Genomic DNA, 13,835 nt, shown 5'->3' with positions numbered 1-13,835 from the left:
GGTCTGCTCCGCAGACACGACGCGCCGCCGCTACGCGGCGGGAGCCCAACCCCCGCTCCGCGGGGGTTGGAGGTGATCCACTCCGTGGATCACTGAATGGGTGTCAGGAGCGTGGAGAGCCGATCGCTCCGCGCTCCGCTCTCCACGCTCCCTCAGCTCTGTTCGAAATCTGCAACTTGCCTTGTAGCTAAGGTATCTGAGTGGACGTCCGCTCCGCGGCCGTCCACTGGCTGGCAAGCAGGTGAGGGTGTGCCGCGTGGCTCCTGTGAGGCAGGCCCCGGTCTGGAGAGGGAAGGAGCAGTTCAACCCGTTCTCCTGCGGGACCGGACCTGCCGGGCACTCCCCATGCCCCCTGATGGAAGCAAAAAAACTATGGAGTATCTGAGATGTTGCCTTCCCCCTCTAAAGGTCATGCGGCCTGATATCGAGTCAGTTTGGCTCGGGCAGTTCACAGCGGAGTCACCTGCGCGGTTGCAACTGTCGCTCGTGGAGGTCGCGCAGATGGATCCGCGGGCCTGGCCCGATGTGCGTGACCCGGGCTCCGTGGAGGAGGTCCGGGCTTCGGACGGCGCCGGCGGACGCAGGCTGCGACGTTCTTCCTGGAGCAGCGAGTAGGCCCCAGCCCTCCCAGTCGAGAATCCTCAGTGGCGCGGTGACCTTAGCCCAGTGCAGGTCGGAGTGGGCGGCTGTCTAGCAGGTCACGGCCGGGGCCCGGATTGCCCACGAACTCGGGGGATCGCTCGTCCACGTACTGCTGACGTACGGCGATGCGGTCGGTGTCGACGGACGCCACCTTCTCCACTCCCGCAACTTGGCGGCGGTCAGGGAGGGTTGAAGCGACGGCATCGGCCGCCTCCCTCCAGTGTGGCGCACCCGAGGCGGCCAGAAGTCCGTCACTCCTGGGCATGACGCGACCCCCAGAACACACGCCTGTGCGGGGTCAGGCCCGGCCGGATGAGGTCGGCGAGCTCCTGGTCGACCATGCCGGGGAGCTCTCCGCCGTGTAGCGGCGCCGGTGCCATCACCCGCGGCTTCAGCGGCCAAGGCCGGCGGCTGCCTCACCGTGAATGTCTGGCAGGGAGCGGTGCCCTGATCGGCGGAGGCCGCGTGCCACAGGCCTCGCGGCACGCACGTACAGACGTTCCCCGGATTGAGGGTCAGGTCCGCCACGGGCTCGGTGGGCGCCTTGCCCGGGTCCCCTATGTCGCGGTAGAGCGCGGCGGATCTAGGGCACCACTCGCCTGTCTCCTTGACGGTGCTCCGGCCAAGGTGCCTGGCGCAGCGTCGTTCACCGGGCGGATCGGTTGCGATCACTGACTCAGCCTGCTTACTATTACGATCGTAATTTAATGGACCTGGGCCGCATCGGGCCACGCCATCCGTGCTCTGGTCACCGCCTCTCCACTCCACCGGGAACCTTCATGGACCTCTCCACCGGCACCGCCCTCGTCACCGGAGCCAACCGGGGCTTCGGCCGGGCCCTCGCCACCGAACTGCTCAGCCGCGGCGCCACCGTCTACGCAGGCGCCCGCAACCCCGACCAGGTCAACCTGCCCGGCGCCAAGCCGATCGCACTCGACATCACCGACCCCGACTCCGTCGCGGCCGCCGCCGCTGCCACCGGCGACGTGACGATCCTGGTCAACAACGCGGGCTCCTCCACCGGCGCCGACCTGCTCACCGCCGACCTGGACGACATCCGCCTGGAGATGAACACCCACTACCTCGGCACCCTGACGGTGGCCCGCGCCTTCGCACCCCAGATCGCGGCCAACGGCGGCGGGGCCATGCTGAACGTCCTGTCCGGCCTGTCCTGGGTCAGCTACCCCGAGTTCGGCGCCTACTGCGCCGCCAAATCCGCAGAGTGGTCGCTCACCAACACCCTGCGCCTGCAGCTCGCCGACCAGGGCATCCGCGTCGCCGCTCTGCATGTCGGCTACATGGACACCGACATGGTCCGAACCGTCGACGCGGCCAAGTCCGACCCCACCGACATCGCGCGCATCGCCGTGGACGGCATCGCCTCCGGCGCCTACGAGATCCTCGCCGACAACGCCGCCCGCCAGGCACAGGCAGCACTGTCCGGGGGCATCTCGGTGCTCTACCCGCAGCTCCCCTGAGGAGCACCCACCCCCACGGGCCAACCGCCAGGCACGTCCGCAAGGGAACGCCACGGCACAGCATCTACGGTTAGTCGGTCGGCCATACGTGCAACACGACCGCCGACGGTTCCCCCGCGTGTCGGGTCTTGCCTGCTGAGCGTTTCCGGGCCTATTGCATTACGAACGTAATGTAAATGGGCAGGCGCCGGCTCGCCATCAGCTCGAACGAACGGAGCCCACACCATGCCGCACAAGTGCAGGCGGGGCCGACCCAGCCGATGCAGCTCCGAGTGACAAGTCGGCGACACCCGCACCCCACCAGGCGCAACAGCTCCGTGGTCGCCGAACGCGATCACGGCCACGCAAGCCCAACCCCTCAGGAAATGGAAACCACGCCATGAGCCAGCCCAGCACGATCCGCCTGGAGCGGACGACCCCGCGGACCGCCAGGATCACGTTCTCGAATCCCCCCGTGAACCTGGTGATCCCCGAGTCCATCGTGACGCTGCACAAGATCGTCTCGGAGCTGGAGAACGACCCGGACATCCAGGTCGTCGTCTTCGCCAGCGAACTTCCCGACTTCTTCATCAACCACTTCGACGCCACCGCGGCCGCCGACCTCCCCGCGCCCGAGCACGAGGACGACAACCCGTTGTGGACCGACATGGTCCTGCGGCTGAGCAAGGCTCCGTTTGTCAGCATCGCGGCCATCCGGGGCCGTACGCGCGGCGCCGGCAACGAGCTGGCCCTGGCCTGCGACCTGCGCTACGCCAGCCGCGAGAAGGCGTTCTTCGGCCAGCCCGAGGTCGGCCTCGGCCTCGTCCCCGGCGGAGGGGGAGCCGAGCGACTCCCCCGTTCGATCGGCCGCGACCGGGCGCTCGAGGCCATCCTCGGCAGTGCCGACTACGACGCCGACCTGGCCGAACGCTGGGGATGGGTCACCCGAACCCTGCCCGACGCGGAACTCGACGCCTTCGTCGACGCGACCGTCGCCCGCCTCGCCTCCTTCGACCGGCAGGCACTGGCGACCGCCAAGTCCCAGGTCAACCGGGCGACACTGCCGCCGGACGCCCACCTGGTCGCCTCCTTCGGCGAGTTCGCGGGCACCCTGACGCAGCCGGGATTCGCCGCGCGTGCGGTCGGGCTCGGCGCACTGGCCGCCGAAAAGGGCCTCGACGTCGAGTACCAGCTGGGCGAGTACATCGGCCGGGTCAGCGAAGCCCTCTGATCACCCACGACCGACCGCAGCGCCCCAAAGGGCGCCCGTAGGCGCCGCAACACCCCGGGCAGCTTCCATCCCCCACCCATCAGGGTTCCCACGGCGGCCGGGCACGTCTCAACGGCAGCCCGGCCGCCGGCTCTCCCGGCTGGAGGGCCCGGCCGCACCCACGGGGGTCCGAACACGGAAAACGCGACGGCCAATCCCCCACCGTCGTCCCGTGCAAGTGGACCGACCGTTCTCGCGTCCGGTGCCGTGACTTCGCCGACGGCACATGAACAGCTCTCGGCAGCGGCGCAGACCATCCGTTGAGAGGGCTTCTGCTGCAATGCCGCACCAACGGCTCGAAATCGCAGGCTTTTGCGTCAGTGTCTGACTCTCGGGTGGTCGGCCCTGCGTCGGTCGACTGCGGTCAGGCTTCTGGGCCCAGTGCTGCCGGCTGATCGCTGCTGCCGTGCGCCAGCGAGGCGAGAATCTCCTTGCGGCAGACATCAAGGATTTCGTCCGCCAGCGGAGAACCGTCCGGGCATGCCCGCGACAACATGACCGCGCCGACCGAGTGGGCGAGCATGTCGATCACCATCGTGCGGGCCGCGCGCTGGTCCGCATCCCCCGGCGTATCACTCTGAGCCTGAAGGGCCGTCAGCAGGTTCTCGATTCCGGCTGCGAACTCTGTTTTGATGTCCACCGGCTGACGTGCGGCGTCGCCGCCGAGGGCCGCGATGGTGCAGCCGTCACCGCGCCCGTCGCGATGCTCCCGCGAGACGTAGCGCTCGACGAACTCGGCGGCGTCCACACCTTCTGTCCGTGCCACGGTCTGTGAGAGCCCGCTCGCGGACGCTTCGGCCATCAGGTCGGCCTTGGAGCGGAAGTGCTTGTAGAACCCGCCATGGGTGAACCCGGCGGCTGCCATCAGTTCTGCCACGCCGACACCGTCATAGCCGCGCTCACGGAACAGCCTGGAGGCTGTCGCGACGATGTGGGCACGGTTCTGCTCTGCCTGTGCCTTGGTGACCCGCATGTCAGCCGTCCCTTCCTCGGTCGACGCTCGACGCTCGACGGTCCAGCATACATAGATGTCGATCGACATCAAAGGCCTTGACTTTTTAGATGATGACCGTCATCGTATTGCTCACCCCTCCAGAAAGGCCCAGGCCATGACTGACACACATGTGACCGCACCGACTCAGTACATCGAGGTCGACGGCGACCGATTCGCCTACCGCCGCTGGGGTAAGCCCTCGGGCGTCCCGATCTTCCTGGTCCAGCACTTCCGCGGAGGGATGGACAACTGGGACCCGCTGCTCACCGACGGCCTGGCCGAAGGCCGGGAGGTCATCCTGTTCAACGGCCGCGGCGTCGCCTCGTCATCGGGCACGCCGCGTAACCGGATCGAGGACATGGCCGACGACATCGCCGCGGTCATTCGGGCGCTGGGGCTGGAGCAGGTCGACCTGCTCGGCTTCTCGCTCGGCGGTTTCCAGGCGCAGGAGGTCACGCTGCGCCACCCCCAGCTGGTGCGCAAGCTCCTCCTGCTCGGCACCGGCCTCCGCGGCGGGGACCCGACAAGTGACCCCCAGGTGCCTCAGTACGCCCTCAACCCGGTCCCCACCCTGGAGGACTTCCTCTTCCTGTTCTTCGGCCGCTCGGAAGCCGCGAAGCAAGCGGGCAAGGCCTTCTGGGAGCGCCGCCACCAGCGGGCCGACCAGGACCCGCCGAGCTCGCCCGAGGTCGCACAGGCGCAGTTCGAAGCGACCGTCGCCTACGCGGAACCGCTGCCGGGCGAGAACCCCTACGCCCACCTGAACGCGATCACCCAGCCGACGCTGGTCCTCAACGGCGAGAACGACGTGATGATCGCCTCGATCAACTCCTGGCACCTCGCCCAGAACATCCCCAACGCCCAACTGCTGATCTACCCCGACGCCGGGCATGGAGCGCAGTTCCAGTACCCCGAGCGGTTCCTGAAGCACGCCATTCAGTTCCTCGACGAGTAGGCAGCTGCGCGCGAACGGCACGTCCCCGGCCGACGGTCGCTCCGGACATTCCTGCGCCGCCCACCACCAGTAAAGCATTACGTACGTAATTTAATTTGCCCATGCTCATGTCGGATGTCTCATCGGATTCACATGCCTCATCGGATGCACCGCCCGGAACGCAGGTCTGCCGGATGTCCGCCACCAACAACCTGAGGAATCACGCATGCTCGACAGCCTGTGGACCCCGACCGTCGCCGGAAAGATCTCCCTGCCGCACCGGCTGGCCATGGCCCCCCTGACCCGCAGCAGGGCCACCCCGGACGGCGTGCCGACCGAGCTGAACGCCGAGTACTACGCCCAGCGCGCCTCGCACGCGCTCATCATCACCGAGGGCACCCAGCCCTCCGCCGACGGCCAGGGCTACCCGGTGACCCCGGGTATCTACACCGAGAATCACATCGCAGGCTGGCGCAAGGTAACCGACGCCGTACACAAGGCCGACGGACGCATCGTCATCCAGCTGATGCACACCGGGCGCATCTCCCACCCGGACAACACCCCCCACCACCGGCAGCCGGTGGCACCCTCCGCGATCAAGCCGGCCGGCCAGACGTTCACCCCGTCCGGGCTCCAGGAGATGCCGGAGCCGCGCGAGCTGTCCACCGAGGAGGTCGCCGCGACGGTCGACGACTTCCGGCGCGCCGCCGCGGCCGCCATCGCGGCCGGCGCCGACGGCGTCGAGATCCACGGGGCCAACGGCTACCTGGTCAACCAGTTCCTCTTCCCCAGCACCAACCAGCGCACCGACCAGTACGGGGGCTCCCTCGACAACCGCATCCGTTTCGCGGTGGAGGTCGCCACGGCCGTGGCCGACGAGATCGGCGCCGGCCGCACCGGCATCCGGATCTCTCCCGGCAACCCCTTCAAGCTCAACGACCTCACGGAGAGCGACCCGCATGAGCTCTACCCGCACCTCCTGCGCGCCCTCGCCCCCCTCAACCTCGCCTACCTGCACATCGGCCACGGCGGCGACGAAGAACTCCTGGGCACACTGCGCGAGCTGTGGCCCCACACGCTGATCCTCAACCGCGCCGGCACCGACATCGCCACCCGCGCCAAGGACATCGAGAACGGCATCGCCGACGTCATCACCGTGGGCTCCATGGCCCTCGCCAACCCCGACCTGGTCGAGCGCGTACGTGCTGGCGCACCCCTGAACACCCCGGACCCCGCCACCTTCTACGGCGGTGGCGCGGCCGGCTACACCGACTACCCCACCTACGCAGCCTGACCCAAGCGCCCGGCGCCCGAGGCAATCTCCTTCCTCGGGCGCTTCGGCGTACGCACGGCACAGCCAGGCAGCAGTGAACATGCGCTCGCGACGCGAGCGGTATGCCGTCGAGTGACCACGAGGTCCCGCCCCGCGGCTTTGAATCCGGACTCGCCGACAAGGTCGTCCTCATCACCGGCGGCACCGGCGGACTCGGCAGCGCCATGGCCCGGGCCCTCATCTCCCGCGGCGCCCGGGTCGCACACCTCGGTTCGGGCGCCTGATTCTGCCACCTGGCTCGGCCGCCCTGGCCGAGACAGCCTGCTCAGGAAAGGTGGCGCTTGAGGATCTTGCCGGTGGAGGTCAGGGGCAGTTCGTCGACGAACTGGATGACGCGCGGGTACTTGTACCCGGCGAGCTGTTCCTTCGCCCAGGCCACGAGCTCGTCCTCGGTCGTGTCGCTGCCTGCCTCCTTCACCACGACGGCCTTGATCTCCTCGCCGTGGGACTCGTGCGGTACGCCGATCACGGCGACCAGGGAGACCGAGGGGTGCTCCATGAGGACTTCCTCGATCTCACGCGGGTAGACGTTGAAGCCACCCCGGATGATCATGTCCTTGGACCGGTCGACGATGTAATAGAAGCCGTCCTCGTCCCTGCGGGCGAGGTCGCCGGAGCGGAACCAGCCCTCTTTGATCGCCTCGGCCGTCGAGCCGGGCCGCTTGTAGTAGCCCTTCATGACGTTGTGTCCCCTGATCGCGATCTCCCCGATCTCCTCGGGGCCACCCTCGGCATCCGACCAGTCATCACGGATGAGTTTCATCTCCACGCCCGGAATGGGCACACCGATCGAACCGACGCGGGGCTCCTCGCCGAAACGGGAGAAGGACGCGATCGGCGAGGTCTCGGACAGTCCGTAGCCTTCGAGGATCGTGACGCCGAAGCGGTCCTTGAACTGCTTGTGGATCTCGGCGGGCAGCGCCGCACCGCCGGCCGCGGCCACACGAAGGTTCGCCGCCAGGCGGGCGACGTCGACCGTCTCGTCGAGTGCCGCGAGCAGACCCCAGTACATGGTCGGGACCCCGGCGAAGAACGTCACGTCGTGGTCGAGCATGAGGCGCAGGGCCGCCTGCGCCTCGAACCTCGGCTGCATCACGATCGTGCCGCCGAACGCGAAGGCGCCGTTCTGCACGACGGTCTGGCCGAAGGCGTGGAACAGCGGCAGCGCACACAAGTAGGTGTCGGGGCGCCCGGGATCCGCGACGAACAGGTCGCGGCCGACGAGCGCGTTGTCGTACACGTTGCGGTGGCGCAGCTCCGCGCCCTTGGGATGGCCGGTCGTGCCGGAGGTGTAGAGGACCACCGCGGTGTCGTCTTCGTCGCGCTCGAGTGTCCGGAACGTCACGGGCTGCTCGGCGACGACCGCCTGGTAGGACTCCGGTGTCCGGCTCCCGCCCCCGGCCGGGGCCGCGCCGCCGCTCTCGATCAGGAAGAACTCGGTGCAGCCCTCGGTCGCCCGGAACCCCTCCCACGCGGCCTGCCCGATCGGCAGTTCCGGCGTGCCTTCGAACGCGAAGTACGCCTTCGCGTCGGAGTCGGCGAGGTGGTAGGCGACCTCGCGGGCCTTGAGCAGCACGTTCAGCGGCACGACAGCGGCGCCGGCTTTGAGGATGCCGAAGTAGACGGTGGAGAAGTGCGGGAGGTTGGGGCAGGACAGTGCGACCTTGTCGCCCGGCTGGATCCCGCGCGAGACGAGCAGGTTCGCGACACGGTTGGCGGCGGCGTCGAGGGCGGCGTACGTGATGTGGTCTTCACCGAAGACGATCGCGGTGCGCTCGGGGTGTCGGGACGCGGTGTCCGTCAGCAGTCGTGACACGTTGCGGCTCGGGCTGAGCATCGTTGCTCTCCTGGTTCTGCGGGTGAGGGCGGTCCAGCCGGGCCTGCCGTCTGCTGGGCGATAGATCGGCCAACAATCACCTGCCGACCGTAATATTACGCACGTCAGACCATAGATTAGGATGAGATACAAGGCAATGGTCCGGCAACGTTGGGGAGGAACCCTGTGGCGCGTTACACCAAGGAGCACAAGCAGGTGACGCGGCAGCGGATCATCGAGCGGGCCGGCCACCGGTTCAAGCAGGACGGCATCGACGGCTCCGGTATCTCCACGCTGATGTCGGACGCCGGGCTCACCAACGGGGCCTTCTACGCCCACTTCGAGTCCAAGGACGACCTCGTCGCTCACGTCGTCGCCGAGCAGCTGCGCGCGCAGGTGGAGCAGTTCGGCACACTGCGGCCCGGCCGCGAGGGCCTCGAGGATCTCATCCGCTCGTATCTGTCGCCCGAGCACCGGGACAACCCCGGCAACGGTTGTCCGAACGCCGCCCTGCTGGACGAGATCGGCCGCTGCGGTGACGGAACCAAGGACGCCTACACCCACGGTGCCAAAGCCATCGTGGACGAGTTCGCCGCCCGCCTGGCACCCGAGGATCCGCAGTCCGCCCGCGGTCAGGCCGTCGGGCTCTTCACCCTGGCGGTGGGAACGCTGCAGCTGTCCCGCGCGCTCTCCGACCGGAAGCTCTCCGACGAGATCCTCGAGCAGGGAATCGAGAACGCCCTCGCCATCGCGCGATGCACGTCAGCACCGGCTGGATGACCTGGCACGGGCCGGGACGCCAGTGCCGGTCGAGCGGATGGTCCGTGGGGTAACTGCGATCTCGGGAGCGGCCAGCACGGGGATCCTCCGCTCGTACGGCGGCTGACTCTGCGCCCGTTCGAAATACGCCGTAGCGGTAGTGCAGGTCCTGGGCCTGGTGCCTGCGTCCTGGTGCCCGAACGGGACGTCGACCGGTCTCCGTATCGCCATCCTGCACGACAACCGCCTCGGCGCCGCAGGGCCGAGAGGCGAGCAGGCCGGTTACCTCGAACACGTGACGAGAGCCGTCGGCACGAACTGCTCGTGGTACTGGAAGATGCCGCCGTGGCCGCCATCGGAGTAGATCACCAACTCGGCGTTGGGCAGTCGCCGGGCCAGGTCGTGCGAGTTCGGCGTCGGAACCATCCTGTCGTTGTCGCCGTTGGCGACGAGTACGGGCTGCTGGATGACGGACAGGTCCTGCGGCTGCGCCAGCCCCCAGCGGTGGATGGCCTTGAGCTGGGAGAAGTAGGAGGTGAGCCGGATCGCCTTGTCCCGGTCCTGGGTGCGCTCCTTCAGGCGGGCCAGGAACTCCTTGCCGGCCCGAATCCCGTTCGGAGTGCGGGTGAAGAAGAGGAACTGCTTCACGTCCTGAAGGGTGAGCAGTGCCCGGAGGGTGTCGAAGTGGGAGATCCGGGTGACGTTCTTGATGCCCTCGCCTCCGGCCGGACCTGTGCCCGCGAGGATCAGCCTGCGGATGAGCTGCGGGTCGGTCTGTGCGATGACCTGGGCGATCATGGCGCCCATCGAGAAGCTGAGGACGTCGACCCGCTCGAAGCCCAGCGCCCGGATGAAGGTGACGGCGTCCTTGGCCATCTCCTCGATGGTCTTCGGCGTCTCACCGGTTGACGCGCCCACGCCCCTGTTGTCGAACGTGATCATCCGGTGCTTGGCGGCGATGCCGTCGACGACCCTGGGGTCCCAGTTGTCCAGGACCGCGGCGAGGTGGGTGATGAAGATGACCGGCATGCCGGTGCGGGGGCCGAGGTCGCGGTAGGCGAAGGTCACTCCGTCGGCGGTGACGGTGCGGGTCTGCGCGTTCTTGTACGACGTCACCACGTTGCCTCGTGTTTCGCGTGCGTTCACGGTCGTGCCCTTCGATGTGAGGATTACCGCCACTGTGCGCCGACCTCTGCTTCCTCGCAGGTGGGCGCAGAGCGGTTCCCCGGTCTCCCGGCTGCGGCTGCAGCCCGGGGTCGGCGGTCAGAGGAGGCCCAGGAAGCGGGAAACCTCTTGGATCAGGTCCCTGAACAACCCGTCGACTATTGAAGTATGACCATAATTTCATCGGGGTGCAAGTGGGCAGGCCGAACGGAATGCACAGCGGCGGAATCACGGGTTCCCCGGGCGTCGGGGGTGCACCAGCACAGCGAACCACCAGGGCAGGAGCGGCTCACCTATGCCGGCGGCCACGAGACGCTGGTCGTGACCGGCAAGTCGCGGACGTCCGGCCCCGGACCGGGGACAGCCGACGATCTGTACAGCGGTCATGGCATCGATGCCCGGCGTGAGGACGACGCCTGGCTACGCCCGGATTCCAGGACGAGGACTGGGCCGGAGTGCACACCGTGGACCACGACGACGCCCGCCTCAGCCCCGAACCCCCCGCCACCGGTACGGCGCACCTCCCGCCTGCACCCGCAGCGGACCTGGTGCAGCGCTTGCGGCGCTCGTCGGCAACACCATCGGCCTGACCGGGGAAGGCCGCTCCATGGCGACGCTGAAGCTCATCGGACGTCAGATCGCACTCCTCGACGCCCTCCGGAAGCTCGACCGGCCCTTCGTCGTCCTGGTCCAGGGCTTGCCCTCGACCCTGCCCGCCCGGGCACTCGGCGCCGACGCCATCGTCCAGGCCTTCACCCCGGGGATGCGAGCGCTACAAGGTCACGTCGCCGGTACGCACCGGCTGCCCAGGCTCGACGGTGATGACGGCCGGAGCCGTGCAAGGGCCGCCTCACGGCTGTGAGGCGGCCCTTGCACGAGGGCAGACCGGCCGTCGCCCGAGGTTCGGGATCGGCGGCGCGGTCGGCGTCTTCAGGCGGCGAGGAAGTCGGCCACCTGCTTACTGAAGGCATTGGCGTGCTGGAAGAGGAAGGCGTGGCCGGCGCCGCCGTAGAGGAGGAGGGTGGCGTCGGCCAGGTGCTGGACGGCGACGTAGGACGCGTGGGCGGGGACCATCACGTCGTGCAGGCCGTTGGCGTACAGGACGGGGTGCTTGATGGACTCCAGTTCGGCCCGTACCTCGTCGAAGGGCGCTGCCAGGAGCTGGCCGATCGCGGCGAGCATTCCCTGCGCCGCTGTCTCGGTGACCACGGGGCCACCGGCGGCGAGCCGGGGCGCGACGTGGGCGAAGTGCTCGTGCCCTGAGGCGCGGGCCGCGTTCGTCTCCGGGTAGAACAGGTACAGCATGTCCTCCTGGTCGGCATCGGGCTTGGCCATGATGCCCAGGACCTTCTCGCTCGCCTCCGGTGCACCGGGCACCCAGCCGGTCGGGCCGCTGCCCGCCACGATGATCTTGCGCACCAGCTGCGGGCGACGCGCGGCCAGGCGCTGGGCCACGAAGCCCCCCAGGGACCAGCCGAGCACGTCGGCCCGCGCGAGGCCGAGGGCCTCGATGAACTCGGCGGCGCCCTCGGCGAATCCGTCGAGGGAGTCGCGCGGCTCGCCGGTGGTGTAGCCGACGCCGACGTTGTCGAACACGATCACGTCGTGTCGGCGGCCAGGTAGTCCAGGAACTCCGGGTCCCACCAGTCGATGGTCGCCCGGAAACGCTGCAGCAGGACCAGCGGGACACCGCCCTGCGGACCCATGCGCCGGTAGGTGAAGGTCGCGGAGGACCCCTCCACGGTGAGGTTCTCGGCCTTGTCTGCCAGATAGGTGCTCATGACGTCCTTCTCTGTGGGCGGGTGCCCGTCATGTCTCGCGGGTCTGCTCACGCAGCACACCAAGACATGCCGGGTCTGCGGGGTCGCTGCCCTCGGCCGGCGCCCCATGCGGCGAGCCAGGGTTGTGGGTAAGGCCGACGATCTGCTCGGATCACTCGGTCACCGGCTCGCTCCGATCACCCCGGAATCCACCGCACCACCACAGAACAATGAAATTATGATCATAATGTTAAGCGGGGCAACTCGGGCGCGTGGGGGGGCTCCCGTGGTGAGCGGGGCCTGCGGCCCGGCCGCGGAACCGCCTGGTCCGGCGGCACAAGCGGTCCGGTGCGACGGGGGCCGAGGGGCGGCGGCCCCGCACCGGCCGCGAGGGCACCGGAATCCGGAGTCATTGAATTACGTTCACAATATAATACATTGGAGGAGCCGACGGAGGGCGAGCGGCCCACCCGGCGCGCAGAGGAGTGTGCGGTGCGGTACAGGAAAGAGCACAAGCAGGCCACCAGGCGGAGGATCATCGAGACGGCGGGCCGCCGCTTCAAGGAGGACGGCATCGACGGCTCGGGCATCACGGCGCTCATGAAGGACGCCGGGCTGACCAACGGCGCCTTCTACACCCACTTCACGTCCAAGGACGACCTGGTGGCCACCACTATCGCCGACCAGCTGCAGGCCCAGAACGCGAGCATCATCGCGCACGCACAGCCGGGCCGCGCCGGCCTCGAACAGATCGTGCGCTGGTACCTGTCCCCCTGGCACCGTGACAGCCGTGACGTCGGCTGCCCATCCGCCGCCCTGCTCGACGAGATAGGGCGCTGCACACACCCGACCAAGCAGGCTTACACCGAGGGCGTACTGGTGGTCGCCGACGGCATCGCCGCCCGCCTGGCGCCCAACGACCCGCTCTCGGTCCGCCCCATGGCACTCAGCTCCTACGCCATGATGGCCGGCACACTCCAGCTCTCGCGGGCCCTCGCCGACCCGCAGCTCGCCGACCAAGTCCTCGATCAGGGCGTCCACAACGCCCTCGCGCTCCTGGGCATCGAACACGAAGGAGACACCAGGACGGCGCACTGACTGGCGTACACACAGACACTGCGGAGCGCGCGCCGCACCGCCCCCGCCGCTCCAACCCCTCACCTGCGGCGCGACACCCCTACGGGAAGAGGCGTCCACTCGACACCCGGAGCCTGCACGCGGCCCCGTCCACCCTCTACGCCCAGGCACGACGTCGCGGGCGTCGTCTGCCGCGAGGACCAGTCGGCCGGTCCGGGTTTCGTGGGCTCGCCCAGGTGCCGCATCAGCTCGTCGTGCAGGTCGTTCACGCTCATCCCGATGCCCCGGGGTTCGCCGCCGACCGCGAGGGGGCGGAGACGTTGGTTCCGGCTGCGGTCAGCACATGCTGGACGTGGGTTTCGGCAAGGCACGGTAACGGCATTTCCGCAGGCCGTGGGCGTGGACAGTTTCGGAGACTGTGCCCTCGCATCCTGCGCGGATCGCATATCGGCGCCGCCAGTGGTCGGTGTACTGCTCGTGCCGGATCCGAGTCTGGCTACTGCTCACGGATCTCAGACCAGCTCGCCAGGCCCCTCAAGTCCCCAGAAGCCTGGTGTCAGCACGGCCCGCGTGCGCAGTTTCCTCCGCGACGAGGCGGGCCAGCCCTCTGGATGGTCCGCTCCGGGTCG

15 protein-coding genes are annotated in these 13,835 nt (G+C 68.5%); 8 read left to right on the top strand and 7 right to left on the bottom strand.

Annotation, left to right across the window (positions count from 1 at the left end):
• Positions 1-658 precede the first annotated feature (658 nt).
• Complete coding sequence (locus BZL64_RS41930; RefSeq protein ID WP_279634598.1) at positions 659-793, bottom strand: hypothetical protein; 135 nt, start codon at positions 791-793, stop codon at positions 659-661.
• 628 nt (positions 794-1,421) lie between these two features.
• Between BZL64_RS41930 and BZL64_RS10710 the strand changes: the two genes are divergently transcribed.
• A complete protein-coding gene (locus BZL64_RS10710; protein ID WP_086768430.1) occupies positions 1,422-2,120 on the top strand; it encodes an SDR family oxidoreductase in 699 nt (232 codons plus the stop codon).
• A 379-nt stretch (positions 2,121-2,499) separates the two neighbouring features.
• Complete coding sequence (locus tag BZL64_RS10705; protein ID WP_030949978.1) at positions 2,500-3,330, top strand: enoyl-CoA hydratase/isomerase family protein; 831 nt, start codon at positions 2,500-2,502, stop codon at positions 3,328-3,330.
• A 403-nt stretch (positions 3,331-3,733) separates the two neighbouring features.
• Here BZL64_RS10705 and BZL64_RS10700 read toward each other — a convergent pair whose 3' ends face one another.
• Positions 3,734-4,411, bottom strand: a complete 678-nt coding sequence (locus BZL64_RS10700) for a TetR/AcrR family transcriptional regulator (protein WP_167396119.1) — start codon at positions 4,409-4,411, stop codon at positions 3,734-3,736.
• 67 nt (positions 4,412-4,478) lie between these two features.
• Here BZL64_RS10700 and BZL64_RS10695 point away from each other — a divergent pair, with 67 nt between their 5' ends.
• From BZL64_RS10695 to BZL64_RS39010, 3 genes are all read left to right on the top strand, one after another.
• Positions 4,479-5,318, top strand: coding sequence for an alpha/beta fold hydrolase (locus BZL64_RS10695; RefSeq protein ID WP_086768428.1), 840 nt, complete (start codon positions 4,479-4,481; stop codon positions 5,316-5,318).
• Positions 5,319-5,523: 205 nt separating this feature from the next.
• Positions 5,524-6,591 carry an alkene reductase gene (locus BZL64_RS10690; protein WP_086768426.1) on the top strand — a complete coding sequence of 356 codons (1,068 nt, stop codon included), beginning with the start codon at positions 5,524-5,526 and terminating at the stop codon, positions 6,589-6,591.
• Between the two features lie 101 nt (positions 6,592-6,692).
• Positions 6,693-6,854 carry a KR domain-containing protein gene (locus BZL64_RS39010; protein ID WP_107430264.1) on the top strand — a complete coding sequence of 54 codons (162 nt, stop codon included), beginning with the start codon at positions 6,693-6,695 and terminating at the stop codon, positions 6,852-6,854.
• Between the two features lie 41 nt (positions 6,855-6,895).
• Here the strand turns inward: BZL64_RS39010 and BZL64_RS10685 are convergent, their stop codons facing one another.
• Positions 6,896-8,467: a long-chain-fatty-acid--CoA ligase gene (locus BZL64_RS10685; RefSeq protein WP_086768424.1), complete on the bottom strand. Its 1,572-nt coding sequence runs from the start codon at positions 8,465-8,467 to the stop codon at positions 6,896-6,898.
• 165 nt (positions 8,468-8,632) lie between these two features.
• On the opposite strand from BZL64_RS10685, the gene BZL64_RS10680 reads away from it, so the two are divergent.
• Positions 8,633-9,226 carry a TetR/AcrR family transcriptional regulator gene (locus tag BZL64_RS10680; protein WP_086768422.1) on the top strand — a complete coding sequence of 198 codons (594 nt, stop codon included), beginning with the start codon at positions 8,633-8,635 and terminating at the stop codon, positions 9,224-9,226.
• Positions 9,227-9,487: 261 nt separating this feature from the next.
• Here the strand turns inward: BZL64_RS10680 and BZL64_RS10675 are convergent, their stop codons facing one another.
• Complete coding sequence (locus tag BZL64_RS10675) at positions 9,488-10,351, bottom strand: alpha/beta fold hydrolase (RefSeq protein ID WP_167396118.1); 864 nt, start codon at positions 10,349-10,351, stop codon at positions 9,488-9,490.
• 625 nt (positions 10,352-10,976) lie between these two features.
• Between BZL64_RS10675 and BZL64_RS10670 the strand changes: the two genes are divergently transcribed.
• Complete coding sequence (locus BZL64_RS10670) at positions 10,977-11,231, top strand: glycoside hydrolase family 3 protein (RefSeq protein WP_086768418.1); 255 nt, start codon at positions 10,977-10,979, stop codon at positions 11,229-11,231.
• A 68-nt stretch (positions 11,232-11,299) separates the two neighbouring features.
• On the opposite strand, the gene BZL64_RS10665 is transcribed toward BZL64_RS10670, so the two are convergent.
• Positions 11,300-11,965 (bottom strand): alpha/beta fold hydrolase, encoded by a 666-nt coding sequence (locus BZL64_RS10665; protein ID WP_244205293.1) that lies wholly within the window; start codon positions 11,963-11,965, stop codon positions 11,300-11,302.
• A gap of 2 nt (positions 11,966-11,967) precedes the next feature.
• Positions 11,968-12,150 carry a hypothetical protein gene (locus BZL64_RS41065; RefSeq protein WP_244205292.1) on the bottom strand — a complete coding sequence of 61 codons (183 nt, stop codon included), beginning with the start codon at positions 12,148-12,150 and terminating at the stop codon, positions 11,968-11,970.
• Positions 12,151-12,621: 471 nt separating this feature from the next.
• On the opposite strand from BZL64_RS41065, the gene BZL64_RS10660 reads away from it, so the two are divergent.
• Entirely contained in the window at positions 12,622-13,227 is a 606-nt protein-coding gene (locus tag BZL64_RS10660; protein ID WP_086768416.1) for a TetR/AcrR family transcriptional regulator, read from the top strand.
• 315 nt (positions 13,228-13,542) lie between these two features.
• Here BZL64_RS10660 and BZL64_RS39800 read toward each other — a convergent pair whose 3' ends face one another.
• Positions 13,543-13,713 carry a transposase gene (locus tag BZL64_RS39800; RefSeq protein ID WP_158101521.1) on the bottom strand — a complete coding sequence of 57 codons (171 nt, stop codon included), beginning with the start codon at positions 13,711-13,713 and terminating at the stop codon, positions 13,543-13,545.
• Between the last annotated feature and the right edge of the window lie 122 nt (positions 13,714-13,835).

This window comes from Streptomyces bobili (assembly GCF_002154575.1).
GTDB classification, from domain to species: domain Bacteria; phylum Actinomycetota; class Actinomycetes; order Streptomycetales; family Streptomycetaceae; genus Streptomyces; species Streptomyces bobili.
Note: the sequence above shows the minus strand (reverse complement) of the source record. Positions and strands in the feature narration are given on the sequence as shown.

Excerpts from the sequence above, each read along its gene's own strand:
- BZL64_RS10710 (WP_086768430.1), top strand. The coding sequence starts at position 1,422 with ATGGACCTCTCCACCGGCACCGCCCTCGTCACCGGAGCCAACCGGGGC.
- BZL64_RS10705 (WP_030949978.1), top strand. The coding sequence starts at position 2,500 with ATGAGCCAGCCCAGCACGATCCGCCTGGAGCGGACGACCCCGCGGACC.
- BZL64_RS10700 (WP_167396119.1), bottom strand. The coding sequence starts at position 4,411 with ATGTCGATCGACATCTATGTATGCTGGACCGTCGAGCGTCGAGCGTCG.
- BZL64_RS10695 (WP_086768428.1), top strand. The coding sequence starts at position 4,479 with ATGACTGACACACATGTGACCGCACCGACTCAGTACATCGAGGTCGAC.
- BZL64_RS10690 (WP_086768426.1), top strand. The coding sequence starts at position 5,524 with ATGCTCGACAGCCTGTGGACCCCGACCGTCGCCGGAAAGATCTCCCTG.
- BZL64_RS39010 (WP_107430264.1), top strand. The coding sequence starts at position 6,693 with ATGCCGTCGAGTGACCACGAGGTCCCGCCCCGCGGCTTTGAATCCGGA.
- BZL64_RS10685 (WP_086768424.1), bottom strand. The coding sequence starts at position 8,467 with ATGCTCAGCCCGAGCCGCAACGTGTCACGACTGCTGACGGACACCGCG.
- BZL64_RS10670 (WP_086768418.1), top strand. The coding sequence starts at position 10,977 with ATGGCGACGCTGAAGCTCATCGGACGTCAGATCGCACTCCTCGACGCC.
- BZL64_RS41065 (WP_244205292.1), bottom strand. The coding sequence starts at position 12,150 with ATGAGCACCTATCTGGCAGACAAGGCCGAGAACCTCACCGTGGAGGGG.